Genomic DNA, 23,557 nt, shown 5'->3' with positions numbered 1-23,557 from the left:
GTCTCCGTATCAGATGCCCTCCGCTGCCAAGACCGCACTCCTCCTCGTCGCACTGGGCGGCGTGATACTCGGTGGCTCGTACGCCCTCGACGCGACGACACCCGATACGACGATAAACTACGGTGTCTACGAGATATCACAGTCCGACGGTTCGACACCGGCAATCGTCGCGTACAACACCCGGCGCACACGTTCGCTCTCTAGCTCCGAAGACAACCGTGGTCCAGCAGCGGGAACTATCTCTCTCCAAGACGAGGTTCGACAGTCGGTCATCCGGAATGCACGAAACGGCTCGTACACCATCCCAGCCGACGACGAGGGGCGGCTTTCGTATCTCACCGAGTACCAGTACTATGCAGTCGAAGGCGACGAGAACGCAGACGGCACAGAGGTGTACCACCCATACCGGGTGACGACCACCCGGAGTGACGACACTGTACGGATTTCGGCTGAACGGGTTTCGCTGGAAACCTACTACGGGGCACTGGCACTCCCTCTCGAGCAGGCAGATTCCCGCACGCAGGACCTGCTTCGAGATGGGTCGCTTGAAACTCACGACCCGATTGGCTGGACAGTCATTCGCGACGGCGACCAGTTCTACCAGATCTACGTCGACGAAATAGAGCCACACACTGGCTTTCGGGTTTCACTCCACGACAACGGTTACATCGTCGGGTGGGTGCTGGTAGTCGTCGGCGGGCTCTGGTGGCTCTCTCTGCGTGGCCGCGAGACCACACCTCACGGAGGAGAGTATTCGTGAAACGTCGCGACAATCTTGTTGTTCGAGAGTCCGACTCGAACACCCACTGCGTGGTCGAGACTGCGACCTCATCGCACGACAGACCGCCGCAGTCCGACAACGAAACGAAGGGCTTAACCGCGAGACACGCATCGCTTTGAATGCACCCTGGGACCGTGGGGTAGTGGTATCCTCTGCCGATGGGGTCGGTAGGACCTGAGTTCGACTCTCAGCGGTCCCACTCCACCTTTTTACTTCTTCGACTGTCGCTCTTCGAGCGACAGTCTCCTCGCAAAAATCAGTCTCCGTGAGCGAACGCGAACGGAGGCTCGTGAGACGCGCTGCGTCTCACGGTGGACCAAAAACTTCCCGCGAAGCCTCGTTCCGCTCGGTTCGCGGTCCAAAAACAGTGAACCATCCCGAGCCGTGAGTCCGCTAGAATCCGGCTGTGTCGAGTAAATTGTACGCTCTTGGTAATTGGAGAGACAGTCAACGAGCGTAAGTAGTCGAATTCCTATACTCCCATACTCCAACCCATTCTGTCGTCTCCGAAAGGAAATTTTATTACACGCTACTTTGATGGCGCGCCATGGAACCCCACGGAATCGCACAGGCTGTCGAACGAATCGCTGAGACCTACGAAATCGAAGTTCACGACGTACACGAAACGGACGACACCCTCGTCATCGAGCAAGACGACTTCGACGAGACGAGATTCACGATGACCGCAGCACTTCTGTTCGACAGATACGACGCCCATTTCGACCACGTCGAGGTTCGACACTCCGACACCGGGGAGACGACGCAAGTCAGCAGAGACCAGATTCGCGAGTCGTTCCACCGACTCTCTGACTTCGTGACCAATTAATTCGTCCGCGAACTCCCGAGAGACTCCGTCTGCGTCATCGACACCAATCGCACCTGAGACGACAGTTACCACACGCCAAGATGTCATTTGTCCAATAATTATATCTCAACTGACTGTCTTTATTGAGTATGAATCGACGTGCCTTCCTATTCACAGCAGGGGCGATATCCCTCGGTGGGTGTATCGCGTCAGACCCCCCTGCTGGGACACCGACCACGACGACTGCCCCAACAACGACGACAACAGCGACACCGACCAGGACGACGCCGGAGACGACGACGCCGGAGACGACAACCGAAACAGAAACCCCAGAGACACCAGACGAAGTCGAGCAAACCCTGAACCAAATCACGGTGCACCTCGACAGGACCGTTGAACGATATGCCGCTGCTGCGGGCAAAAATAAGGGATTTCTTGACCTGAACTCGACGTCTCGGTTCTCGTTCAACCAAAACGCCGAACATCTCTACGCTGCACGGGAGCTGTTCTACGATATCGAAACTGCCAGCGAAGACCAACGAGAGCGCCAGTCGCGCCTTCGAGATGTGTACTGGTTCCTCTGGTGGGCGGGAAAATCGTTCGAGCAACTCGGCGAAGCGAATCGCCGATCGAAGAACGCCGTCTCGAGGTTCTATCTCGGTGAGTACGACCAAGTCAGCTCACGAGCAGACGAAATCGTTTCGGCAGTCGAGGACGCAAAGAAGGCTGTTTCTTCGATGAAAGAAGAATCCAAAGCAAGCAGTCTCGGCGCAATTACCGCGCTCAAGCCGGCCGCGTATACGAAAACGGTCGCTCAAATCGAAACCGAACTCTCCGTCTTCGAACGATTTGCAGATTTAGTCGCCAGCCTGAGCAGTCACGTACTCGAACTGGACCAGAGCTTTAGCGAATATTTAGAAGAGAACTACGACGGCGCGGCGAGTAGCTTCTATAGACTCTCTCGAGAGTTTGAAGACCTACACGGCTCTCTCGCCGAAACGACAAAGATTGCGGCAGTCAAGGAACCGCTTTCAGAATTTGGATGTATGACCGACGCACTCGCCAACGGATGTCGCGTCCTCCAAGATGCCGCGATGGCGGGGATGAACGGACTCCCTGAAAAACAGATGTACGCCGAAGGCGATGCGAAAGACGAGTTCGAAGAGTGTGACCTCGTCCCGACCGAACTCGAGATGGTCACGGCTTTCTTCGACGACCTTCCACGCCAACGTACATAGTCGGCCGCCTCCCGGCTCGGAATCGCTCGTCTTCCAAACCCTTGCATCGTCCCCCGATCGACTCGAAACCGGTCTTACTCTCGTTCGACTGTTACTCCTGCTGCGCGTCCACGACAGCCGTCGCCGCTAAGTTGACGATATCCTTCACTTCGTCGCCGCGCTGGAGGACGTGAACCGGTTTGTCCATGCCGACGAGCATCGGGCCGATTGCTTCTGCACCGCCGAGACGCTGGAGGAGTTTGTAGGCGATGTTCCCCGCTTCGAGATTCGGGAACACGAGGACGTTTGCCGGTTTGTCGAGTGCCGCGAAGTCGTAGGTGTCGGTGAGCATCTCTTCGACCACGGCAGTGTCTGCTTGCATCTCGCCATCCACTGGGAAGTCGACGTCCGGGTCGTCGTGGAGGAGTGTGACTGCATCTCGTGGTTTGCGAACGCCTTCGTTGTCCACGCTGCCGAAGTCCGAATACGAGAGGAGTGCGGCGCGTGGTTCGACGTTGAACCGACGGGCGAGTTCTGCGGTGTGTTTCGTGACTTCGGCGAGCACCTCGGCGTCCGGGTCGAGGTTGACCGTCGCGTCGGCACAGAAGACGACGCGATTTTTGAACGCGAGCATGTAGACACCGGCCGCGTAGTTGGCATCTTCTGCGGTGCCGATAACCTGCAGCGGCGGGCGCAATGCAGACGGATAGTGGTGGGTGAGGCCGGTGAGCATCGCATCCGCGTCGTTCATCTGGACCATGACGCTGGCGAAGTAATCCGAGTCGTTCCGAACGAGTTCTGCTGCTTCGCTGCGAGTGAGTCCATTCCGCTGACGGTGTTCGTAGAGAGAGTCGACGTAGTGGTCCCACGTGCCGCCGTGTGGGTTGGCGATCGTCGGGTCGAAGTCGAGGCCGAGTTCTTCTGCCGTCCGGAGGATGGCCGTCGTCTCGCCGATGAGGATGGGATGGGCGATTCCCTCTTCTTGCATCTGGTAGGCCGCCCGAATCATCTTCTCGTTGGAGCCTTCGGCGAGTGCGACCCGCTTGGGGTCGGACTTCGCCTTGTTGAGGACCACCTGCATCATCTCTCGGGACTTGCCGAGACGTGCGTGGAGTTCTTCGCGATAGGCGTCGAGGTCGCGTTCGACCCGTGCCGACCCGCTTTCCATCGCCGCCTTCGCAACGGCGGGTGTCACCTCAGAGAGGACGCGCTGGTCGAGCGGTTTCGGGATGAGATAGTCGGGACCGAACTGGAGTGGTTCGTCACCGTAGGCTTTGACGACGGCGTCGGGTACGTCCTGTCGGGCGAGTTCGGCGAGCGCTTCTGCAGCGGCACGTTTCATCGCCTCGTTGATTTCGGTCGCGCGCACGTCCAGGGCACCGCGGAAGATGAATGGGAATCCGAGGACGTTGTTCACCTGATTGGGGTAGTCGGACCGGCCCGTGGCCATAATGACCGTGTCGTCGCGGGCGTCTTTGGCATCCTCGTAGGTGATTTCGGGGTCCGGATTCGCCATCGCGAAGATGATAGGGTCGTCAGCCATCGACCGAACCATCTCTTGGGAGACGATACCGCCGACAGACAGGCCGACAAATACGTCCGCATCTTCCATCGCATCGGCCAACGTCCCGTCGTCGACGCCTCGGGCGAACGGTTCTGTGTACTCGTTGAGTTCGCCCGCGTCGGCCCGCGACTCGGAGAGGATGCCGTCGATATCACACATCGTGATGTTCTCGCGGGGGATGCCGAGTGAGACGTAGAACCGGGCGGTTGCCGTCGCCGCCGCACCCGCACCCCCGAAGGTAACGTGGAGGTCAGAAAGCTCCTTGTCGGCGATTTCGGCGGCGTTGAGGAGGGCCGCACCGGAGATGATGGCCGTCCCGTGCTGGTCGTCGTGGAAGACAGGGATATCCATTCGCTCCGCGAGTCGCTGTTCGATTTCGAAACACTCCGGGGCCTTGATGTCCTCCAGATTGATGCCCCCGAACGTCGGTTCCATCGCGGCGACTGCCTCGACGAACGCGTCGGTGTCGTCGATATCGAGTTCGACGTCGAACACGTCGATGTCGGCGAAGCGCTTGAACAGCACACCCTTCCCCTCCATGACGGGTTTCGACGCTTGCGCACCGATATCCCCGAGACCGAGGACAGCAGTCCCGTTCGAGACGACACCGACGAGGTTCCCTTTCGCGGTGTACTCGTACGCGAGTGTTTCTTCAGTCGCAATATCGCGGCAGGGTGCGGCCACACCCGGCGAGTACGCGAGGCTCAGGTCTCGCTGTGTGTTCGTCGGTTTCGTCGTCGCAATCTCGACTTTTCCGGGTGGGTCACGGCGGTGGTATTCCCGCGCGTCGTCATCGAGCGTCATTATACCCCATCCTGTGATTGAAGTAGGTAGCCTCTTCGTTCTGCCAGAGTGGTCGTGTTAGTAGGTTACAGTGGTAGTTAGTGGGTTACAGTGGAAGTTAGTAGGTTACTGTCCCTTCTTCACGAGCCTCGTCGAGCCACTCGGGGTCCGGAACGTCGGTCGAACCGAGGGCTGTCAGTTCGAAGCGCCACTCGGCAGTGACGCGTTCACCGGTCTCGGTCTCACCGACGAGTTCCCACCCGGACGAGCGGGCGATACCGTCTTCGTCCACGAGAACCACGAGCGTGAAGTCGGTGATGGTCACGTTCTGGTCAGAGCCAAACGTCCCTGCACCGTACTGTCTCCAGAGCATCGGGTCGGTGTACTCGTATCGCTGCACGGTGACGCCGTCGAACGTCTCGGTGCCGACGAACGTGGCTTCTTCGACGTCGTCGTAGGCGAAGGCTGCGCCGCGGGCCAGCGCGTAGTCGAGCTGGTTGCCATCTGCGGGGACGACCTGATAGATGACGTCGCTGCCGTCACCGAACCGAGTGTAACTCATCCCATCGGCGATGAACCGCTCGTAACTCGCGCCCTCACCATCGCCAGCGACGGTGAACGTCTCGCTCGTTCGGTTCGCATCGAGGTCCACGTAGTAGGCGTTGGTGAGCGTCGATTCTTGACCTTCGGAGTCGACGAGACGGAACGACCACGTGCTCGTGAAACTCCCTGCATCGACGAGGGCGGCCTCGGAATCACTGACGGTGAACTCACCCGTGCTGTCTCCACCATCTGAACCACCGCCGGACCCACCAGACCCTCCGGACGACCCGCCGCCTGGTGTTGCTGTCGGGCTCTCTGTTGGCGCGCCGGTACACCCCGCGAGGACGAGGAGGAAGGCGACGAAAACGGTGAGTATCTGGTTTCGCATAATCACAGCTACAACGTCGTACGATGGCTTAATCTCGCTGAGCGACAGCCTCGCACGGTCTACCCGCTGAATTCAGCGCTTTCCGTCAGTGTTCGAGAGAGACCTGTTGTCGAGTCACGGCTTCTGACGCGACGGCGAGCAAGACGACACTCACGACGACGATGCCCACCTCGACGGGAGACGAGAGCAACCCGAGCGAGACGATGAGCGTCGTCGCACACGCGGGGGCGTGGACGGTGTCGGTGACGACCATCCCCCAACTCGTCACGACGAGCGAGACGAGCCCACTGGCGACGAGTCGGAGCCCACCGACTGAAAACGCAGGCGGCGTCGCCGTGAGCACCACGTCGCCTGCGAGGATGGTGTACGCGAGAAAGCCAGCGACCGCGCCGACGACGTGTCCTCCCACGACGCGACGACCACTGGGTCTGTCTCCGGGGCGTGCGAACGCGAGGGCGAACGCAGAGGGGCCGAGACTCGGGAAGACGAACGCTCTCCCCGTCCCCCACGCGACGAGTCCAAGGAGCGCGAACAGGATGCCCGCAACGAGCGCAGTCTCGGCACCTCGTCGTCCCATACCCACACGTCCACAGGTGCACACTGAAAACGGTGTCTGACTCTTCGTGCCGGGACCGACACGCGACAGCGAAGCGGACTGTTCCTTCTGACAGGAACTCAGGACGGTCTACGTAGAACTACAAGTCAGTTCGAGAAGAGATTCTAGCCATGCCCGGGGCAGTGTTCATCCAAGGTGAGAATATCGAACTCCACACCATCGAGACAGAGGATATCGACTTTCTTCACGAGCTGGTCAACGCTCCGGAAGTCCGACAGGGAATCGCCGCTGTCGACCCGGTCACGAGGACGACCGAACAGCAGTGGGTCGAGTCTCGTGGCGACGGTGACGACATCAACTTCCTCATCTGTTACGACGGCAATCCAGTCGGTACCATCGGTCTCAAACCGCCGGACACCATCACGGGCGCAGTCGAAGTCGGATATATCGTCGCGCCGACGCACTGGGGAGAGGGCTACGCGACTGATGCAGTCCGAGCCATCTGCGGATACGCGTTCGACGAGCGCCGGATGAACAAAGTCTACGCCAAGGCGTACGAGACGAACCAGCCCTCGGTTCGCGTCCTCGAGAAAGTCGGGTTCACGAGAGAGGGCGTGCTCCGCGAGGAGGGGTTCGTCGATGGCGAACACGTGGACGTACTGAGATACGGCCTGCTGGCCGACGAGTGGCGAGCAGCGTCTGACGAAATCGAACGCTCAGAAGCCGAGAAGAAGTTGTTTCGTTAAATCCAGCCTTCTTGGACGAGCAGTTCGCCGTTGAGGACCGAGGCACCAGCAGCGCCGCGAATCGTGTTGTGGGCGAGGCAGTTGTACTTCACACCGTTGGGCGTCTCCTGAATCGCACCGGCGGAGATCTGCATGCCGTCGCCACGGTCACGGTCGAGGCGTGGTTGCGGTCGGTAGTTGTCGTCGAAGACGTGGATGAGTTGCTCGGGGGCGCTCGGGAGGTCCACACCGGGGAACTCACGCATCGCGGTCGCGACGTCGTCGGGCGAGGCGTCGTCTTCGAGGTCCGCGAAGACGCTCTCTAGGTGGCCGTCGAGCGTCGGAATGCGGTTACACGAGGCGTTGACTTCGGCGTCGTGGAGACTGAGTTCCGCGCCGTCGAACGAGCCGAGCAGTTTGCGCGACTCGGTCTCCATCTTCTCTTCTTCGCCGCCGATGTGCGGGATGGCGTTGTCGATAATCTCCATCGAGGTGACGCCGTCGTAGCCAGCGCCCGAGACGGCCTGCAGGGTCGTCACGTGAACTCGGTCGAGACCGAACTGGTCGAGAGCGGCGAGCGTCGGAACCATCGTGATGGTCGAACAGTTCGGGTTCTTCACGAGCGCGCCGTCCCAGCCGCGTTCGTCGCGCTGGACTTCGATGAGGTCGAGGTGGTCGGGGTTGATCTCCGGAATCGTCAGCGGCACGTCGGGTGCCATCCGGTCGTTCGAGGAGTTCGACGAGACGACGTAGCCTTCTTCGAGGAACTTGGGTTCGACGTCTGCGGCGACAGAAGAGGGGAGCGAAGAGAAGAGAAGGTCGATATCGTCGGGGACGTCCGCGGGGTCCGTTCGGCCGACTTCCATCGATGCGACGTCGTCCGGGATGGGCGTATTGACGCGCCACTTTGCCGCGTCGTCGTATCGCTTGCCCGCACTCGACTCACTCGCGGTCAGGGCCGCGAGTTCGAACGTGGGGTGGTCTTCGAGAAGTTGGATAAATCGCTGTCCTACTGCACCGGTTGCGCCGAGGATTCCGACTCGTACTGCCATTATCCGTGTCGTAGTGTGTCACACGCATAAGGCCGTTTGGATTTGGGCCGATATTCGTTCCCAATAATTGCCACGAACGGGGGCGTCAGCGCGTCTATCACGGTCGAACACACAAATCGTCAATCGTCGAACGGGACACCGACACACGTTGGTAAAAACCGATAGAATAAGGTGCAACTCCCAGAAAGTCTACCGCAAATGTTTAGCAAGGTTCTCGTCGCCAACAGAGGCGAGATCGCAGTACGTGTCATGCGTGCATGCGAGGAGTTAGGAGTCCGAACCGTCGCCGTCTACAGCGAGGCCGACAAACACGGCGGCCACGTGCGCTACGCCGACGAAGCGTACAACATCGGTCCCGCCCGTGCGGCCGACTCCTATCTCGACCACGAGTCGGTCATCGAAGCGGCACGTAAAGCCGGTGCCGACGCCATCCACCCCGGATACGGCTTCCTCGCGGAGAACGCCACGTTCGCCCGCAAGGTCGAAGAGTCCGAGTTCAAGTGGATTGGCCCCTCGGCGGACGCGATGGAACGACTCGGGGAGAAGACGAAAGCCCGCGCCCTCATGCAGGACGCCGACGTGCCGGTCGTTCCCGGAACGACCGAACCCGCCGAATCTGCCGAGGACGTGAAGGCGGTCGCAGACGACTACGGCTACCCGGTCGCCATCAAGGCCGAAGGTGGCGGTGGTGGCCGCGGTCTGAAAGTCGTCCACTCCGAAGAAGAGGTGGAAGACCAGTTCGAGACGGCCCAGCGCGAGGGTGAAGCGTACTTCGACAACGCATCCGTCTACGTCGAAAAGTATCTCGAAGCCCCCCGTCACATCGAGGTGCAGATTCTGGCCGACGAACACGGCAACGTCCGCCATCTCGGTGAACGCGACTGTTCGCTCCAGCGCCGTCACCAGAAAGTCATCGAGGAAGCACCGTCGCCGGCACTCGACGACGACCTGCGCGCACAGATCGGCGAGGCGGCACGGCGCGGTGTCCGCGCTGCCAACTACACCAACGCCGGGACGGTGGAGTTCCTCGTCGAAGACGGCGAGTTCTACTTCATGGAAGTCAACACGCGGATTCAGGTCGAACACACCGTCACGGAGGAAGTGACGGGCCTCGACGTCGTGAAGTGGCAGATTCGCGTCGCCGCCGGCGAAGAACTCGACTTCTCGCAAGACGACGTCGAAATCGACGGTCACTCGATGGAGTTCCGTATCAACGCAGAAGCCCCGGAGAAGAACTTCGCCCCCGCGACGGGCAAACTCACGACCTACGACCCACCGGGCGGCATCGGCGTCCGCATGGACGACGCCGTCCGTCAGGGTGACGAAATCGGCGGCGATTACGACTCGATGATTGCGAAACTCATCGTCACCGGGTCGGACCGCACGGAAGTGCTTGCCCGCGCCGAACGCGCACTCGCCGAGTTCGACATCGAAGGGATTCGGACGGTCATCCCGTTCCACCGCCTGATGCTCACCGACGAAGCGTTCCGTGACGGCACGCACACGACGAAATATCTCGACGACGTAGTCGACCGAAGCCGAATCGAGGCAGCAGTCGAGCGCTGGGCACCCGAGGCAGTCACGAGCAACGACGACGACGAAGAAGTCACCGAGCGAACCTTCTCTGTCGAAGTCAACGGCAAGCGTTTCGAGGTCAGTCTCGAAGAACGCGGCGTCCCGGCCATCCCGGTCGGTGGTGCTTCGGCGGCGTCCAAACCATCAGGTCCGCGCACGCGCCGTGACGACGGTGGCGACGACGGACAGCAGGTTATCGAAGGCGATGGCGAGTCCGTCACCGCCGAGATGCAAGGGACCATCCTCTCTGTCGGCGTCGACGAAGGCGACGACGTCGAACCCGGCGACACCGTCTGCGTCCTCGAAGCGATGAAGATGGAAAACGACGTGGTCACCGAACGCGGCGGCACCGTCACGCAAGTCCTCGTCGCAGAAGGCGACAGTGTCGATATGGGCGACGTGCTCATCGTCATCGAATAAGGTCGCGACCGACCGAGAACCGCGAACCTCTTTTCCCGGCCTGAAGAACCACTCTCTATGAGCGACACGCGACGTGCCCTCCTCGCCGCACTTGCCGAGGGCCCCGTCTCCGGCCCCGAACTCGCGGAGCGACTCGGCATCTCTCGCGCCGCAGTCTGGAAACACGTCGAGTCACTTCGCGACGATGGCTTCGGCATCGAGAGCACCGACGAGGGCTACGTCGTGGTGGACGTGCCCGAGTACGGCGGCCCGGCAATCGAATTCGGACTCGATGCCGACTACGACGTGGAGTTCCACGAGACGCTTGGCTCTACCAACGACCGGGCACGCGAACTCGCTGCCGACGGAGCGAGCGACGTCGTCGTCGTCGCTCGCGAACAGACTGCCAGCAGAGGCCGGAAAGGGCGCGAGTGGGCCGCACCGGACGGAACCGTCTCGATGAGCGTCCTCATCCGCCCCGACGAACCACCGGCGTTCGCGGCGTTGTACACGCTGGCGATGGCCATCGCGGTGTGTGATGCGGCGCGTGAAGCGGGTGTGGATGCGAGTATCAAGTGGCCGAATGATGTGATTGTGAGCAGCACGCGCGAGCGTGCTGCGAGCAATCGCTCGTCGGGCGCGTCAGCGTCCGACGGAGTCATCGTGAGCGAAGTGAACGATGGCACGTCAGGCTCATCAGAGCCTGACGGAGTCTCCACGAATGACATGAGTGGAGGCACGTCTGCGAACGCAGACGGCGTCCCCGCGAGCAAAGCGAGCGGGGGAACACCCCCAGCCAGTCACCCCACGAACCACAACTACCGCAAACTCTGCGGCATCCTCACCGAGATGGAAGGCGAAGCAGACCGGGTGTCGTGGATGATTATCGGGGCCGGCATCAACGTCAACGTCGACCCTGAGACGCTCCCCGAGGGCGCGACCAGCGTGGCCGCCGAAGCGAACGAAGTAGAACGCCGTCTCTTCGTTCAGCGAGTGCTCGAACTGTTCGACGAACACCGAACAGCCCTCGACGGCGTCCTCCCGGCGTGGCGCGAGCGAGCAGACACGCTCGGCAGACGAGTCCGTGTCCACACCGCCGGTGGCGTCGTCGAAGGCGTCGCTGTCGATGTCGAACATCCCGGGACGCTCGTCGTCCGAACCGACGAGGGAGATACGCGGGTCCACGCCGGAGACTGCGAACATCTTCGTCCGGTGCCTGAGAACGACTAACTGCTATTCTTCGCCATCGGCCGCGGCAGTCGGGTCGGCCGTCGTTTCGGTCTCGACGTGTGACTCTGCAGCGGCGTCGCCAGTCGTCTCGGCACCGAGGTCCGCAGACTCCTCGTCCCCGCCTTCGATACGAACGGTCAATACCGGAACCGAAGACGCGCGGACGACTTTCTCTGCAACCGACCCGAGGAGCAGACGGTCGATGCCGCCCCGTCCGTGTGTCCCCATGACGATGAGGTCACACTCGCCGCGTTCGGCGAATTCGACGATTTCACGGCTTGGACTGCCTTCCAGGATGTGGGTTTCGACCGGGACACCCTCGCGTTCGGCCGCCCGCTCGACGAGTTCGAGTGCTGCTTTGGCGTCCGAACGCAACAGGTCGTCGAGTCCCTCCCACGACGACTCCATCGGGAGTCCAGCGAAACTCCCGGCGTTTACGACGTACACGCCGTGCAGTTCTGCACCGTGAACGTTGGCGAGTTTGGCGGCGTGAATCGCGACGCGACTCGACCCCGCAGACCCGTCGATTGGAACGATAATTCGGTCGTACAACACCATGACACTTAGTGACATATTACCACAGCAGGTAATAACACTTTGCGACGGACAGAATACGTCGAGAATAGCGACGAACAGGCGACGAAGGGGGGACAAAGCGGCAACAAAGCAGCAACGAGGGCCGCAACGACTCAGAAGGGTGACGCTCAAAAGAGCGACGACTCAGAGATAGACGTCTGTTACGTCGGCGAGTCCAGCACGGCGGACGACGGCCCGAACCACGTCTTGGACGCCAGCGAGGTTGTCCGAGTCGCCGTCGAGGACGAGCAACTTCGCGTCTCGGCCCTCCTCGACGAGTCCGTAGTTCAGCCCGGCGATGTCCGCGCCGTTGATGGTCGCCATCCGGAGCACTTCGGCGGCGGGTACGTCCGTGAGTTTCGCAGTGAATTCCATCTCGCGGAACATCGAGGGACTGTTCAGCATCACGTTGTCAGTCCCGAGTGCGACAGTCGTGCGTTCGGAGAGTTCTCGAATCGGTGGGACGCCCACGCCCGTGACGAGATTCGACCGCGGACAGACCACGATTGGAATCTCGCTGTCTTCGACGCGTTCGAGGTGGAGCGGTTCGGGGTGAACCATGTGGACGAGGAAGTCCGGGTCGAGGTCCAACGCGGGGTTGATGTCGAGTGCGTCTCGCTCGCCAGCGTGGATTCCGAACAGTTTGCCGGCCGCCTCTGTGGCGGTTCGGAGCGCTCCGAACTCGGCGTCGCGAGCCCCGGAGGCACCGAATCCGTCGGCGATCTCCATCGCGTCGGCTGTCTCACGGCCGAGGACGACTGCGTCGATATCGCGTCCGTCGAGTGCCTGTCGAATGATATCGACGCCCTCGACACCGCCTTCGCGGAACTCGATGCAGGCGGCGGTTCCGCCGTGTTCCATCATGCGCAGTGAGCGGGCCATCGCGGCCACCTTCTCCTCGGTGCTCGCCGCTCGGAGGAGTCGGTGTTTCAGGCCGTCTGGCGGTGCGACAAGTTCGTCGAGCGACAGACCACCGCCCGCTTCTTTGGCGATAGAGTCACCGAGATGGGTGTGTGCGTTGACGAACGCCGGGATGATGATATCCGTCGAATCGGTGTCGGTCTCCTCGATGGCCGTTATCGTTCCATCTTCGACGACGACGCGCCCCTCGACCGGTTCGAACTCGCGCCCACGAAGTACGGTTCCCTCGAGTTGCATTGCTCTCGAATCGTGTCGCGCGCGGCTTGAACCTCTCGTCTCGGAACGAGGGAAGAGACCACCTTACTCGAACTCGTCGAGCGTGGCGTTGAGGTTGCGTCGAACCGCTGAGACGAGTGCGCCGTCGATGTCGAGTCCGAGGGTGTCGGCGGCAGCGCGTCCGACGCGGTCAGTCTCCCCGTCCGGTGCGTAGACGCCGAGACGCCACTGCTGTTCTTGTGCCGTCCGAAGCGCTTGCACCAGCGGTGATTCGCGTTCTAACTGCCGAATCTCGCCGTTGACCATCACCCGCGACGACGACTCGGTCATCGACGGACGCGGTGGGACGTCGAGGATGACCGACTCCCGCGAAACGTCGGCGACGTCGGCAATTTCCCGCTCGAAGTCGGCAATCGTCTCGTGGTCGGCGTCGATGACCGAGTCGGGAACGTCCGGAATTTCGGCCCAGACAGCACGTTTGTACAGATTTCGAGTGGCGAGGCGCTCGGCGAACTCGCTCGTCGAGGGGGTGAGTCTGAGTGCGACCAGCAGGTCGTAGTCGTCCATTCGCCGGAGTTCGTGGGCATCGATATCCGGTTCGGCGAGGAGTCCTTCAGACGCCCGTCGGAGCATCGCTTTCGAGATGCGCGCGACGTGGTGTTGGTAGACGGTCGGATTCATCAGCGCCCGCGCCAGCAACAACGACTCCGCCGTCTGGACGTTCCCTTCTGCGAGGACGAGTTCGCCATCGACGAACGCGAGTTCGCGAATCAGGCGCTCGTTGTCGATAGTACCGTAGGGGACGCCCGTGTGGTGGGCGTCGCGAACGAGGTAGTCCATCCGGTCTACGTCGAGTTCACCCGAGACGAGTTGGCCGTACTGCCCGTTGCCGGCGATGAGGGCAGCGACGCGGTCGGGGTCTAGACCGTGTGCTTCGAGCGTCTCGCCGATGGTTCCGCTCGTGACGAGTTCGTTCACGTCGTCGTGGTACTTCCCGGTGTGTCGGTGCGTCACGTCCTCGATATTGTGGCTGTACGGACCGTGGCCAACGTCGTGGAGGAGGGCCGCCGCTTCGATGTGTGAGGCAGCGTCACCTTCGATACCGAGGTGTGAGAGCGCCCGCGAGGCGAGGTGATAGACACCAAGACTGTGTTCGAACCGGGTGTGGTTCGCAGATGGATAGACGAGTTGGACCGTCCCCAGCTGCTTGATACGCCGGAGTCGTTGCATCTCCGGCGTATCGAGGAGGGCTTCGGCCGCGCCTTCGACCTCGATGTGGTCGTGGACGCTGTCCTTGATGGTCGTCATGGTGGGTCATTCGGCCGTCATCGGGTAAAAAGGATGGGCTGAATCGGGAGGAAAAACGCTCTCTCCGCTGATTTACACTGACGGAAAAACGGGGACGAAGGGTGACTGTGGTCTCAGGCAGCCGGGCTGCCCATGGCGTCTTCGCGGCCGCGGTGGATGTAGCCACCGACGATACCACCGACGGCACCGGGGATGCCAGCGACGAAGATGAGCGCGATGAGACCGAGGCCTGCACCGAGGCCGAAGATACCCGCGACGAGCGTACCCAGTACCGTCAGGATAATTCCGACGACGAGTGCACCGATGACCGTTGCGAGCGCACCATGTGTGGCGTCGCTCGTCGTACTTCGGTTGTTGTAATACCCGGCGACACCACCCGCAATGAGTCCGGCTAATCCCGACCCGATGAGTGGAAGGGCGAGGCCTGTGAACGGGATGACGAACCCGCTGAGCAACCCGAGGACGATTTGTGTACCAAAGCCGTACAGCACGGCGCGCCAGTTGATTGCCATGCCACAGATATCAACGTGAATTAGGATAAAAACCTCAGACAGATATCATGAAGGTGCTGGATTTGTGGATGAGATTTCTGAACATCAGAGCGTTCGTAACGTCGGTTGAACGAAAAATTCGAGCGAACACTGAACAAAACTGTCTATTCTAGTAGGTCTTGGATTCGCTCAGTGGCCTAGAAAACGGAGGTGAATGTGATGCCCTTGGCTCGCTCAGGCAGCTGGGCGACCCATCGTCTCTTCGCGGCCCTGGTGGAGGTAGCCGCCGATGACACCGCCGACTGCACCGGGGATGCCAGCGACGAGTATGAGGACCAGGAGTCCGAGTCCGAGTCCGAGCCCGAAGATGCCTGCGACGAGCGTCGTGATGAGCGTCACGAGGAGGCCGACGATGAGTGCGCCGATGACGACGCCGAGTGCACCGTGAGTGGCGTCACTCATCACCGAGCGGTTGTTGTAGTATCCGGCGACACCACCCGCAATGAGGCCGGTGAGTCCCGCTCCGACGATCGGGAGCGACAGGTCTGTAAAGGGGATTGCGATACCACTGAGGATTCCGAGGACGAGGCTGGTTCCGAAGCCGTACAGGACAGCACGCCAGTTGATTGCCATAGTGCTCAGATGGCTCTCTCACGAAATAAACACCTTAGACATTTTTCAAGAAGATTCCGAAGAAGAGTCTATCTTTTCAGAGGTTCTGGTCGGCAGAGAGCTGATTAAGCAACAATTTCACCAGACAATCTGAGAAACGTGGAAATCTGTGCTGGTTGGTCTTCCGGTGACGTGCGCACTCACACCGATGGCTATCACTCTGCGTCGTGTCCGGCGTCACGTTGGGTTCGGAGGAACCTGTAGTTCTGGGGTGTCGTTCGGGTCCAGACTCTCACGTCGGCGTCGTTCCACGTATCGGAACGTCGAGAACGTCGACTGCGGCGGCAGCGACGTCGTCGCGAATCGATTCCGGTGCGTACACCCCGAGTCGCCACTGTGAGCGTTCGGCGGCGCGGAGTGCCCCAACGAGTTCGGAGGCGTCTTCGAGGCGTCGAACGACACCGTTGACGACGACTCGCGAGCGAGACTCTTTGATCTGTGGTCGCGGCGGTGCATCGACGATGACCGACGCCGGGGCGACTCCTGCCACGTCGGCAATTTCGCGTTCTGCCGCGCGCGATGCTGCGAAATCGAATTCGACGACGTCTGCAGGGACGGCATCGAGAGCGGCCCAGACTGCGCGCTTGTACAGATTTCGACTCTCGATACGCCGACCAAGTTCGGGAACGCGGTCACCGAGTGCGACGAGCAAGTCGTGGTCTGCCATCCTGACGAACGTCTCGATTGGCAGGCCGTCTTCGAGGAGTCGTTCGGACGCACGTTCGAGCATCGCACCCGCGATACGCGAGACGTGGTGTCGGTAGACGGTCCCGTTCATCAGCGCCCGCGCCAGCAACAACGACTCCGCCGTCTGGACGTTCCCTTCTGCGAGGACGAGTTCACCGTCTCGGTAGCGAAGTTCTCTGACGAGTCGGCCGTGGTCGATGGTGCCGTAGGGGACGCCCGTGTGGTGGGCGTCGCGAACGAGGTAGTCCATCCGGTCCACGTCGAGTTCGCCCGAGACCAACTGGCCGACAGGCCCCTCGCCATCGACGATGGCGGCCACACGGGCGGGCGACAGTCCGTGTGCTTCGAGAATCTCACCGACGCGAGTTCCGTCGAGCAAGTGCTCGATTTCGTCGTGGTCACGGCCGGTCCGACGACGAATCAGGTCTTCCGTCTGGTGGCCGTAGGGGCCGTGTCCGATATCGTGGAGCAGCGCGGCAGCACGGACGTGGTCGGCACGGTCACCGTCGATGTCGAGATGTGACACTGCCTGTGAGGCGAGGTGGTAGACACCGAGACTGTGTTCGAACCGGGTGTGACTCGCAGACGGGTAGACGAGACGCACCGTCGAGAGCTGCTTGATGTGCCGAAGTCGTTGGAACTCGGGTGTATCGACGAGGTCGGCGGCCACTGGGTCGAGCGAGATGTAGTCGTGGACGCTGTCTTTGACCGCGGTCATACAGAGACCTGTGCGCCCGCCATCAAATATCCACACTGTCTCTCGGCGTCTTCGGCAGGAGATACCGGATCGCTAGCCGTCTATCTGCGCCATCGTCTGCGTCGCGCTGGCGTCGGCGACCGCGCTCACGAGGTGGCCGTAGTACGCCGGTCGAGAGATGACCCCCCGAGCGCCGAGGTCGATGTCGATGTCGGCCGTGACGGTGAGGTCTGCCCCCATTTCCGAGGAGTACTCCAGTGGTTCGTCCGCGAGCGCGGCGTCGACGTGTTCGGCGTGACCACCGGCGTCGAAGACGACACGCCACGACACGCTTCCAGACGAGAGGACGGGGGTCCACCGTGGGTTCCACTCGTCGACGACCACGACGACGACTGGACGGTCGTACGAGTCGCGGGCGTCGATGGGTTCGAGGTCCAGTCCTTTCTGCTCGAAGGCGGCGACGAGCTCGTCGGTCAGGTCGTCGCGGATGGCGTCCGGCGCGTCGACGACGAGGTATCCGTTGGAGACCGGTGGGAGCGAATCGAGATTCGACCCGGCGGCGGTCGTCGTCGAACTCGCTTTCGTCTCGAAGGTTGCCGCTTCGAAATCGGCGAGGAGGAATCCGCTGCCGATGGCCGCCAGAACGACGACAGCGACGAGGACGAGAACGCGAGGGGAGGGCGAAGACTGTGACACAATTCATATCGCCCGTCTGAAACGATAATCGTTCTGTGATTCGTGTTGTCCCGTCTCTCGCGCGACTCCCGAGGAGGGAACTTTCAAACCGACACTCGTCCTACGGCCGAGCATGACAACGTTCCTCGCCGGGGGCACGGGCACCCCCAAACTCCTCGCTGGCGCTGCCGAGGTGTTCGACCCGGCCGAGACGACAGTCGTCGCGAACACGGGCGACGACGTCGAACTCGGCGGGCATCTCGTCTGCCCGGACGTGGATACGGTTCTCTTTTCTGAGGGCGGCGTCCTCGACACTGACCGGTGGTGGGGTATCGCGGACGACACCACCGAAACCGACGACGAACTCCGCCGACTCGCAGCCGCCGCGGGCCTCGACGCCGGGCCGCGGTATCTCTCGGACGAGACCCAGACGACAGGCCGCGACATCGCCCGCTGGCGACGCTTCTCCGGCATCGCGGAGTTCATGGAGATTGGTGACCGCGACAGAGCGGTCCACATCACCCGAACCTCGCTTCTCGACGAAGGACAGTCGCTCACCGAAGTCACCCGAACACTCGCCGAGGCGTTCGGACTCGACATCTCGCTCCTCCCGATGAGCGACGACCCCGTGGCGACGCTCGTCCACACCGACGAGGGGACGATGCACTTTCAAGAATACTGGGTCCACCGCCGCGCCGAACCCACGGTCCTCGATGTCGAGTTCCGCGGCGCAGACGACGCACGCATCACCGACGCCGTCGCAGACGCCCTCACCGACCCCGTCGTCGTCGGGCCGTCGAACCCCGTGACGAGTATCGGCCCGATGCTCGCTCTCGACGAGTTCGAAACAGCGCTCGAATCGACACCAGTCGTCGCCGTCTCGCCGTTCGTCGAGGACACTGTGTTCTCCGGCCCTGCTGCGGACCTCATGGCTGGTGTGGGCTACGACCCATCGACGGCGGGTGTCGCCGACGCCTATCCCTTCGCGGACGCGTTCGTCCTCGACGACGCCGATGGAACCGACCTCGACCGACCCGTCGTCCGCACAGACACCCGCATCGACGGGCCCGAAGACGCCGAACGAGTCGCACGTGCGGTCGAATCGGCGTTCGCGGAGGTGTCGTGATGTTCGACCCGCGCGTGGCCGTCGCAAGTCTCAGCGGCGAGTCCGACGCAGCGTGGGCCCGCACAGCTGCTCCACACGTCGGGGCAGCGTTCCTCGGCGGCGTCGCGCTCGACCAACCCGCACAAGACGCCGCACGCGCCCTCGTGGCCCGTGGCCGCTCGGAGTTCCTCACCGACGACCCACTGGCCTTCGTGGAGACACAGCTCGACGCACTCGCGGACACAGACATCTTCGCGGCCGTCAACGTCCGCGCGACCACTGCGGACCCGATTCGCGGCGTGGCCGCACTCTGTGCAGACCACGGTGCAGGCGTCGAGGTGAACGCGCACTGCCGACAGGACGAACTGTGTGCCGTCGGGTGTGGCGAGACGCTCCTCCGCGACACCGACCGTCTCGTCGAATACGTCGCTGCGGCGGCCGAATTCGGTGCACCAGTCGGCGTGAAAGTACGCGCCGAAGTCGACGGCGTCTCGCTCCCCGAACTCACCCCGAAACTCGGAGATGCTGGAGCGTCGTGGCTCCACGTGGATGCGATGGACTCCGAATCCGTGATTGCCGACATCGTCGCTGCCGCCCCGGATTTGTTCGTCGTCGCTAACAACGGTGTTCGCGACCGGGAGACTGCACACGAGTATCTCCAGTACGGCGCAGACGCGGTCAGTGTCGGCCGCCCGAGCGACGACCCCGTTGTGCTTCGCCGGGTCAGAGACGCCGTTGACGAGTGGTTCGATGGAGACGAGACGGAACCGCTGTCCGAGAGCGAACGGGGGGTGTCGCCCTGATGGTCACTGGACCGGTTTCGGACCGCGGATTCGGACCCGCGCGACACGCCGAACTCGCCTTGCTCCTCGAAGTCGCCGGAACGCCCAAACCCGGCAACGTGGACCGCCGACGCGACCTTTCGGATCTCCACTTCGAACACTTCCTGACAGGCGCTGTCGGGTCTGGACCGGGACTTCGACTCGCCGAGGAAGGCGCGACAGTCGGAACAGCGTTCGAGACCGCTGTCGAAGGGATGAGTAAGCAAGGCGGTGGCAACACGCAGTTCGGATGCCTCCTCCTGCTGGTTCCGCTCGTCCGGGCGTCGGCCGCTGGGGACCTCTCTCCCGAGGGTGTGACCGACGTCGTTCGGTCGACCACCGTCGACGACGCGGTATCGTTCTATCGAGCGTTCGAGTACGTCGATGTCGCCGTGGGCGACCCACCCGAAGACGCACCTGACCTCGACGTTCGCAGAGGTGCGAGAGCAGAACCAGCGCTGAGAGAGCAGTCGCTCACGCTCTTCGATATTATGGTCCTCAGTGCAGACCGAGACGCGAACGCCCGCGAGTGGACAGGTGGATTCGAGCGAACCTTCCGCGCGGCTGCTGCGATTCTCGAGGACGATGGCCCAGTCACTGACCGCGTCGCGCGGGCGTTTATCGACCTGCTCACGGAAGAACCGGATACACTCGTCGTGACGAATCACGGCGAGACCGTCGCCCGCGACGTGATGGACCGCGCGGCGGCCGTCTCGACGTTGGACGAGGCCGAAGAACTCGCCGAGTCGTTCGTCGCCGACGGCATCAACCCCGGAACGACTGCCGATATCGTCTGTGCGGCGGCGTTCGTGGCACTCGAACGGGGGGTGCCGCTGTGACGGTTACTCCGAATGGTGATGACTCTCCACCGACCATCGAGTGGCCAGTCGAACTTCGCGGCGTCACCGAATCGGTGGTCGCGACGCTCGGCCCGAACGACCGGTGGAATCAGGCGGCGCTGGGGCTTCACGCGCCCGACGCCCCCGACGACCCGGTAACTGCGACGACGTGGGGGAACACTCGCACTCGTCGAAACTTCCACCGGCAGGGTGGCGGTGTCGTCCAGTTCGTCTCCGACCCGCGGGCGTTCGTGGAAGCGGCGATGACCATCTACGAGACGGACTCGCCGGTCCTCGACGCGGCGGACGCGTGGGTCGAAGTCACCGCGACGATGGTCGAATCAGGCGAGGACGACGGAACACACTGGGAGCGATGGGAACTCGCTCCCGTCGACGCCGGCGTCGAAGCGACCCGGCCGTTCACCATCAACCGAGGGTTCGGTGCGGTCATCGACGCGACAGTCGCCGCTTCTCGGTTGGACGTTCCTGCCTTCGATACCGACGAACTGCTCACTCGACTCGCGTACTTCGAAACGACAGTCGAGAAATGCGGCGGACCGAGAGAGCGTGATGCGTTCGAACGAATCGACGAGGTGACGGGGTGGCGCGAGCGGGCCTCGCAAAGACGGAACGAATCGTTTTAGTGTTCGTCCGGGGAAATTCTGCACATGGCAATCAAGCCCAAGTACGTCAAGCAACTTGGTAACATCCTGCTGGAGCGTTACCCGCAGGCGTTCAACACGGACTTCGAGACGAACAAGGACAGCGTCAGTCAACTGACCACGGTGGAATCGAAGAGCGTCCGTAACCGTATCGCCGGTTACATCACCCGGAAGAAAGGCAGCCAGGCCGCGTAAGTTCGAAGCAGACGATTCTCTCTGCGAATCCTCTTTTCCACCCGTGGCGGGAGCGGCAGCGCTGGCGCGACGGAGCAGGTGCTTCTCACACGAATCAACGGTCAAATCTTCTACCAGAACCGTACGACGTGGGTTAGAACCGGTCGGTTCGACCCGACGCGGCCCACGCGTTCGTCGGGGCACTGGACGGGACGCGACGGGCGCACCCGGTGACAGACCGGAGTCGTCCGGCGAACTGCCAGCGCTTGTCGTTCCACGTCTCTTCGTCGTCTGCTGCTGCGGCAGCGGCGGCGACCTGTTGGTCGTGGAGATGCGCACCGACTGCGGCGGCGATGGCTGCTGCCTCCTCGGGGTCGGCGTCGTCAGGAATCGAGAGCCCGGAGCGCAGGTCCTCGCTCATAGTGGAATATTACCGTGTTTCTTGTCTGGTTGCGACTTCCGCTTGGACTTCAGCATCTGCAGGTCCGAGATGAGTCGCTTGCGCGTCTCGCCGGGTTCGATAACGTCGTCGACGAAGCCACGGTCTGCAGCGGTGTAGGGGTTGGCGAACTCTTCGCGGTACTCCTCGATGAGTTCGTCGCGACGGGCGTCCGGGTCGTCGGCCGCTTCCAGTTCGTCGCGGTAGAGGATGTTGACCGCACCCTGTGGCCCCATCACTGCGATTTCTGCGGTCGGCCACGCGTAGTTCACGTCCGCGCCGAGGTGTTTCGAGGCCATGACGTCGTACGCGCCGCCGTAGGCTTTGCGCGTGATGACGGTCATGAGCGGCACCGTCGCTTCGGAGTAGGCGTAGAGCAGTTTCGCGCCGTGGCGGATGATGCCGTTGTGTTCCTGGTCGGTTCCGGGGAGGAATCCGGGAACGTCCACGAACGTCAGGATGGGGACGTTGAACGAGTCACAAAAGCGGATGAATCGGGCCGCTTTTTCGGACGACTCGATGTCGAGCGTTCCGGCGTTCACCCGCGGTTGGTTGGCGACGAGACCGACCGAATGGCCGTCGAGTCGGCCGAATCCGACGACGATGTTCTTCGCGAAGTCTTCCTGTACCTCGAAGAACGACCCCTCGTCGAGGACGCCACCGAGTACGTCGTGGATGTCGTACGGTTTTCGCGGTTGGTCGGGGACGACTTCCGCGAGCGAGTCGTCGACGCGGTCTGGGTCGTCCCACGGGTCGACACGTGGTGGGTCTTCGACGTTGTTCTGCGGGAGATACGAGAGGAGATGCCGAATATCGTCGAGCGCCTGTTCTTCGGTGTCGGTGGCGAAGTGTGCGACACCACTCGTGGCGGTGTGCGTCGTCGCACCGCCGAGTTCGTCGAACGTGACCTCTTCACCGGTGACCGTCTTGATGACGTCCGGGCCGGTGATGAACATGTGGCTGGTGTCGCGAACCATGAACGTGAAGTCTGTCAGTGCGGGAGAGTAGACAGCACCGCCTGCACAGGGGCCCATAATCGCAGAAATCTGCGGGACGACACCGGATGCTTCGGTGTTTCGGCGGAAGATTTCACCGAACCCGCCGAGGGACTGGACGCCCTCCTGGATTCGTGCGCCAGCGGAGTCGTTCAGGCCGATGACGGGTGCGCCGACTTCCATCGCCTTGTCCATCACCTTACAGACCTTCTCGGCGAACACTTCGCCGAGTGACCCACCGAAGACGGTGAAGTCGTGGGCGAAGACGAAGACGGTCCGCCCATCGACCGTTCCGTAGCCCGTGACGACGCCGTCGCCGGGGAGTTTCTTCTCTTCCATTCCGAACTTGTGGTTGTGGTGCGTTCGGAACTGGTCGAACTCTTGGAAACTCCCGTCGTCGAGGAAGTAGTCTATCCGCTCGCGGGCGGTCATCTTCCCCTTGTCGTGTTGGGAGGCAATTCGGTCTTCGCCACCGCCTTTCAGGGCTCGTTCACGCTTCTCGTTGAGTTCGTCGATGCGGTCCTCCATCGTCATGCCAGACCACCGTCGCTCATTGAAATTCGGTGCGTAGTCTGGGGTCAAAGGAGTTCCGCAATCCGGCAACCCTTGTTTCGACAACTGTCGTATTAGTTGTCACCTGAGTGAAATACGACGCTCCAAA

The 23,557-nt window shown here is 61.9% G+C and carries 24 protein-coding genes and 1 tRNA gene; 12 read left to right on the top strand and 13 right to left on the bottom strand.

From position 1 onward, the window contains the following. Positions 1-13: 13 nt before the first annotated feature. The 4 genes from ACK3SC_RS13675 (at position 14) to ACK3SC_RS13660 (ending at position 2,824) form a co-directional block, all read left to right on the top strand. Complete coding sequence (locus tag ACK3SC_RS13675) at positions 14-760, top strand: hypothetical protein (protein ID WP_416840740.1); 747 nt, start codon at positions 14-16, stop codon at positions 758-760. A gap of 149 nt (positions 761-909) precedes the next feature. Next, positions 910-980, top strand: a tRNA-Pro gene (locus ACK3SC_RS13670). Positions 981-1,328: 348 nt separating this feature from the next. Then, the gene (locus ACK3SC_RS13665) at positions 1,329-1,607 is read left to right on the top strand and encodes a hypothetical protein (RefSeq protein WP_416840739.1); all 279 of its coding nucleotides are present in this window, start codon (positions 1,329-1,331) and stop codon (positions 1,605-1,607) included. 128 nt (positions 1,608-1,735) lie between these two features. Continuing rightward, positions 1,736-2,824 carry a hypothetical protein gene (locus ACK3SC_RS13660; RefSeq protein ID WP_416840738.1) on the top strand — a complete coding sequence of 363 codons (1,089 nt, stop codon included), beginning with the start codon at positions 1,736-1,738 and terminating at the stop codon, positions 2,822-2,824. Positions 2,825-2,915: 91 nt separating this feature from the next. Here ACK3SC_RS13660 and ACK3SC_RS13655 read toward each other — a convergent pair whose 3' ends face one another. The 3 genes from ACK3SC_RS13655 to ACK3SC_RS13645 all read right to left on the bottom strand — a co-directional run bounded on the left by ACK3SC_RS13655 (position 2,916) and on the right by ACK3SC_RS13645 (position 6,658). Next, the gene (locus ACK3SC_RS13655) at positions 2,916-5,171 is read right to left on the bottom strand and encodes an NADP-dependent malic enzyme (protein WP_416840737.1); all 2,256 of its coding nucleotides are present in this window, start codon (positions 5,169-5,171) and stop codon (positions 2,916-2,918) included. A gap of 97 nt (positions 5,172-5,268) precedes the next feature. Continuing rightward, the gene (locus ACK3SC_RS13650; RefSeq protein WP_416841228.1) at positions 5,269-6,081 is read right to left on the bottom strand and encodes a hypothetical protein; all 813 of its coding nucleotides are present in this window, start codon (positions 6,079-6,081) and stop codon (positions 5,269-5,271) included. An 85-nt stretch (positions 6,082-6,166) separates the two neighbouring features. After that, positions 6,167-6,658: an HPP family protein gene (locus ACK3SC_RS13645; RefSeq protein WP_416840736.1), complete on the bottom strand. Its 492-nt coding sequence runs from the start codon at positions 6,656-6,658 to the stop codon at positions 6,167-6,169. Between the two features lie 149 nt (positions 6,659-6,807). Between ACK3SC_RS13645 and ACK3SC_RS13640 the strand changes: the two genes are divergently transcribed. Continuing rightward, a complete protein-coding gene (locus ACK3SC_RS13640) occupies positions 6,808-7,383 on the top strand; it encodes a GNAT family N-acetyltransferase (protein WP_416840735.1) in 576 nt (191 codons plus the stop codon). Here the strand turns inward: ACK3SC_RS13640 and asd are convergent. Further along, positions 7,380-8,414, bottom strand: a complete 1,035-nt coding sequence (asd, locus tag ACK3SC_RS13635) for an aspartate-semialdehyde dehydrogenase (protein WP_416840734.1) — start codon at positions 8,412-8,414, stop codon at positions 7,380-7,382. The genes ACK3SC_RS13640 and asd overlap by 4 nt on opposite strands. Before the next feature lie 198 nt (positions 8,415-8,612). Between asd and pccA the strand changes: the two genes are divergently transcribed. Further along, positions 8,613-10,409, top strand: a complete 1,797-nt coding sequence (gene pccA / locus ACK3SC_RS13630; protein WP_416840733.1) for a propionyl-CoA carboxylase biotin carboxylase/biotin-carboxyl carrier subunit — start codon at positions 8,613-8,615, stop codon at positions 10,407-10,409. Positions 10,410-10,466: 57 nt separating this feature from the next. Then, positions 10,467-11,618 (top strand): biotin--[acetyl-CoA-carboxylase] ligase, encoded by a 1,152-nt coding sequence (locus ACK3SC_RS13625; RefSeq protein WP_416840732.1) that lies wholly within the window; start codon positions 10,467-10,469, stop codon positions 11,616-11,618. Between the two features lie 3 nt (positions 11,619-11,621). On the opposite strand, the gene ACK3SC_RS13620 is transcribed toward ACK3SC_RS13625, so the two are convergent. The 7 genes from ACK3SC_RS13620 to ACK3SC_RS13590 all read right to left on the bottom strand — a co-directional run bounded on the left by ACK3SC_RS13620 (position 11,622) and on the right by ACK3SC_RS13590 (position 17,882). Continuing rightward, positions 11,622-12,176, bottom strand: coding sequence for a universal stress protein (locus tag ACK3SC_RS13620; RefSeq protein ID WP_416841227.1), 555 nt, complete (start codon positions 12,174-12,176; stop codon positions 11,622-11,624). Between the two features lie 162 nt (positions 12,177-12,338). Then, on the bottom strand, positions 12,339-13,352 hold the full coding sequence (locus ACK3SC_RS13615) for an amidohydrolase family protein (RefSeq protein ID WP_416840731.1): 1,014 nt from the start codon (positions 13,350-13,352) through the stop codon (positions 12,339-12,341). Positions 13,353-13,415: 63 nt separating this feature from the next. Further along, on the bottom strand, positions 13,416-14,639 hold the full coding sequence (locus tag ACK3SC_RS13610) for an HD domain-containing protein (protein WP_416840730.1): 1,224 nt from the start codon (positions 14,637-14,639) through the stop codon (positions 13,416-13,418). 113 nt (positions 14,640-14,752) lie between these two features. Beyond that, positions 14,753-15,151 carry a DUF5518 domain-containing protein gene (locus ACK3SC_RS13605; RefSeq protein WP_416840729.1) on the bottom strand — a complete coding sequence of 133 codons (399 nt, stop codon included), beginning with the start codon at positions 15,149-15,151 and terminating at the stop codon, positions 14,753-14,755. A gap of 213 nt (positions 15,152-15,364) precedes the next feature. Next, positions 15,365-15,763 (bottom strand): DUF5518 domain-containing protein, encoded by a 399-nt coding sequence (locus ACK3SC_RS13600; RefSeq protein ID WP_416840728.1) that lies wholly within the window; start codon positions 15,761-15,763, stop codon positions 15,365-15,367. Between the two features lie 271 nt (positions 15,764-16,034). After that, positions 16,035-17,207 (bottom strand): HD domain-containing protein, encoded by a 1,173-nt coding sequence (locus ACK3SC_RS13595; protein ID WP_416840727.1) that lies wholly within the window; start codon positions 17,205-17,207, stop codon positions 16,035-16,037. Between the two features lie 72 nt (positions 17,208-17,279). Beyond that, positions 17,280-17,882 (bottom strand): hypothetical protein, encoded by a 603-nt coding sequence (locus ACK3SC_RS13590; RefSeq protein WP_416840726.1) that lies wholly within the window; start codon positions 17,880-17,882, stop codon positions 17,280-17,282. Between the two features lie 112 nt (positions 17,883-17,994). On the opposite strand from ACK3SC_RS13590, the gene cofD reads away from it, so the two are divergent. From cofD to ACK3SC_RS13565, 5 genes are read left to right on the top strand one after another with little or no spacing between them, the layout of a single operon-like run. Beyond that, positions 17,995-18,987 (top strand): 2-phospho-L-lactate transferase, encoded by a 993-nt coding sequence (gene cofD, locus ACK3SC_RS13585; RefSeq protein ID WP_416840725.1) that lies wholly within the window; start codon positions 17,995-17,997, stop codon positions 18,985-18,987. Further along, on the top strand, positions 18,987-19,769 hold the full coding sequence (locus tag ACK3SC_RS13580) for a tRNA-dihydrouridine synthase (RefSeq protein WP_416840724.1): 783 nt from the start codon (positions 18,987-18,989) through the stop codon (positions 19,767-19,769). Before cofD ends, ACK3SC_RS13580 begins: the two co-directional genes overlap by 1 nt. Further along, a complete protein-coding gene (locus ACK3SC_RS13575) occupies positions 19,769-20,626 on the top strand; it encodes a triphosphoribosyl-dephospho-CoA synthase (RefSeq protein WP_416840723.1) in 858 nt (285 codons plus the stop codon). The genes ACK3SC_RS13580 and ACK3SC_RS13575 overlap by 1 nt, the downstream gene beginning before the upstream one ends. Beyond that, positions 20,623-21,270 carry a DUF447 domain-containing protein gene (locus tag ACK3SC_RS13570; RefSeq protein WP_416840722.1) on the top strand — a complete coding sequence of 216 codons (648 nt, stop codon included), beginning with the start codon at positions 20,623-20,625 and terminating at the stop codon, positions 21,268-21,270. The genes ACK3SC_RS13575 and ACK3SC_RS13570 overlap by 4 nt, the downstream gene beginning before the upstream one ends. A gap of 24 nt (positions 21,271-21,294) precedes the next feature. Next, the gene (locus ACK3SC_RS13565; RefSeq protein ID WP_416840721.1) at positions 21,295-21,483 is read left to right on the top strand and encodes a 30S ribosomal protein S17e; all 189 of its coding nucleotides are present in this window, start codon (positions 21,295-21,297) and stop codon (positions 21,481-21,483) included. A gap of 133 nt (positions 21,484-21,616) precedes the next feature. Here ACK3SC_RS13565 and ACK3SC_RS13560 read toward each other — a convergent pair whose 3' ends face one another. Then, a complete protein-coding gene (locus tag ACK3SC_RS13560) occupies positions 21,617-21,883 on the bottom strand; it encodes an acc operon protein (protein WP_416840720.1) in 267 nt (88 codons plus the stop codon). Beyond that, positions 21,880-23,424: an acyl-CoA carboxylase subunit beta gene (locus tag ACK3SC_RS13555; RefSeq protein ID WP_416841226.1), complete on the bottom strand. Its 1,545-nt coding sequence runs from the start codon at positions 23,422-23,424 to the stop codon at positions 21,880-21,882. Before ACK3SC_RS13555 ends, ACK3SC_RS13560 begins: the two co-directional genes overlap by 4 nt. Between the last annotated feature and the right edge of the window lie 133 nt (positions 23,425-23,557).

This window comes from Haloferax sp. DFSO52, from assembly GCF_048158745.1.
Taxonomy (GTDB): domain Archaea; phylum Halobacteriota; class Halobacteria; order Halobacteriales; family Haloferacaceae; genus Haloferax.
This window is presented reverse-complemented; position numbering and strand designations above follow the sequence as displayed.

Bases quoted from the DNA above. Each gene is read 5' to 3' on its own strand.
- ACK3SC_RS13675 (WP_416840740.1), top strand. From the start codon at position 14: ATGCCCTCCGCTGCCAAGACCGCACTCCTCCTCGTCGCACTGGGCGGC.
- ACK3SC_RS13665 (WP_416840739.1), top strand. From the start codon at position 1,329: ATGGAACCCCACGGAATCGCACAGGCTGTCGAACGAATCGCTGAGACC.
- ACK3SC_RS13660 (WP_416840738.1), top strand. From the start codon at position 1,736: ATGAATCGACGTGCCTTCCTATTCACAGCAGGGGCGATATCCCTCGGT.
- ACK3SC_RS13655 (WP_416840737.1), bottom strand. From the start codon at position 5,171: ATGACGCTCGATGACGACGCGCGGGAATACCACCGCCGTGACCCACCC.
- ACK3SC_RS13650 (WP_416841228.1), bottom strand. From the start codon at position 6,081: ATGCGAAACCAGATACTCACCGTTTTCGTCGCCTTCCTCCTCGTCCTC.
- ACK3SC_RS13645 (WP_416840736.1), bottom strand. From the start codon at position 6,658: ATGGGACGACGAGGTGCCGAGACTGCGCTCGTTGCGGGCATCCTGTTC.
- ACK3SC_RS13640 (WP_416840735.1), top strand. From the start codon at position 6,808: ATGCCCGGGGCAGTGTTCATCCAAGGTGAGAATATCGAACTCCACACC.
- asd (WP_416840734.1), bottom strand. From the start codon at position 8,414: ATGGCAGTACGAGTCGGAATCCTCGGCGCAACCGGTGCAGTAGGACAG.
- pccA (WP_416840733.1), top strand. From the start codon at position 8,613: ATGTTTAGCAAGGTTCTCGTCGCCAACAGAGGCGAGATCGCAGTACGT.
- ACK3SC_RS13625 (WP_416840732.1), top strand. From the start codon at position 10,467: ATGAGCGACACGCGACGTGCCCTCCTCGCCGCACTTGCCGAGGGCCCC.
- ACK3SC_RS13620 (WP_416841227.1), bottom strand. From the start codon at position 12,176: ATGGTGTTGTACGACCGAATTATCGTTCCAATCGACGGGTCTGCGGGG.
- ACK3SC_RS13615 (WP_416840731.1), bottom strand. From the start codon at position 13,352: ATGCAACTCGAGGGAACCGTACTTCGTGGGCGCGAGTTCGAACCGGTC.
- ACK3SC_RS13610 (WP_416840730.1), bottom strand. From the start codon at position 14,639: ATGACGACCATCAAGGACAGCGTCCACGACCACATCGAGGTCGAAGGC.
- ACK3SC_RS13605 (WP_416840729.1), bottom strand. From the start codon at position 15,151: ATGGCAATCAACTGGCGCGCCGTGCTGTACGGCTTTGGTACACAAATC.
- ACK3SC_RS13600 (WP_416840728.1), bottom strand. From the start codon at position 15,763: ATGGCAATCAACTGGCGTGCTGTCCTGTACGGCTTCGGAACCAGCCTC.
- ACK3SC_RS13595 (WP_416840727.1), bottom strand. From the start codon at position 17,207: ATGACCGCGGTCAAAGACAGCGTCCACGACTACATCTCGCTCGACCCA.
- cofD (WP_416840725.1), top strand. From the start codon at position 17,995: ATGACAACGTTCCTCGCCGGGGGCACGGGCACCCCCAAACTCCTCGCT.
- ACK3SC_RS13580 (WP_416840724.1), top strand. From the start codon at position 18,987: ATGTTCGACCCGCGCGTGGCCGTCGCAAGTCTCAGCGGCGAGTCCGAC.
- ACK3SC_RS13575 (WP_416840723.1), top strand. From the start codon at position 19,769: ATGGTCACTGGACCGGTTTCGGACCGCGGATTCGGACCCGCGCGACAC.
- ACK3SC_RS13565 (WP_416840721.1), top strand. From the start codon at position 21,295: ATGGCAATCAAGCCCAAGTACGTCAAGCAACTTGGTAACATCCTGCTG.
- ACK3SC_RS13560 (WP_416840720.1), bottom strand. From the start codon at position 21,883: ATGAGCGAGGACCTGCGCTCCGGGCTCTCGATTCCTGACGACGCCGAC.
- ACK3SC_RS13555 (WP_416841226.1), bottom strand. From the start codon at position 23,424: ATGGAGGACCGCATCGACGAACTCAACGAGAAGCGTGAACGAGCCCTG.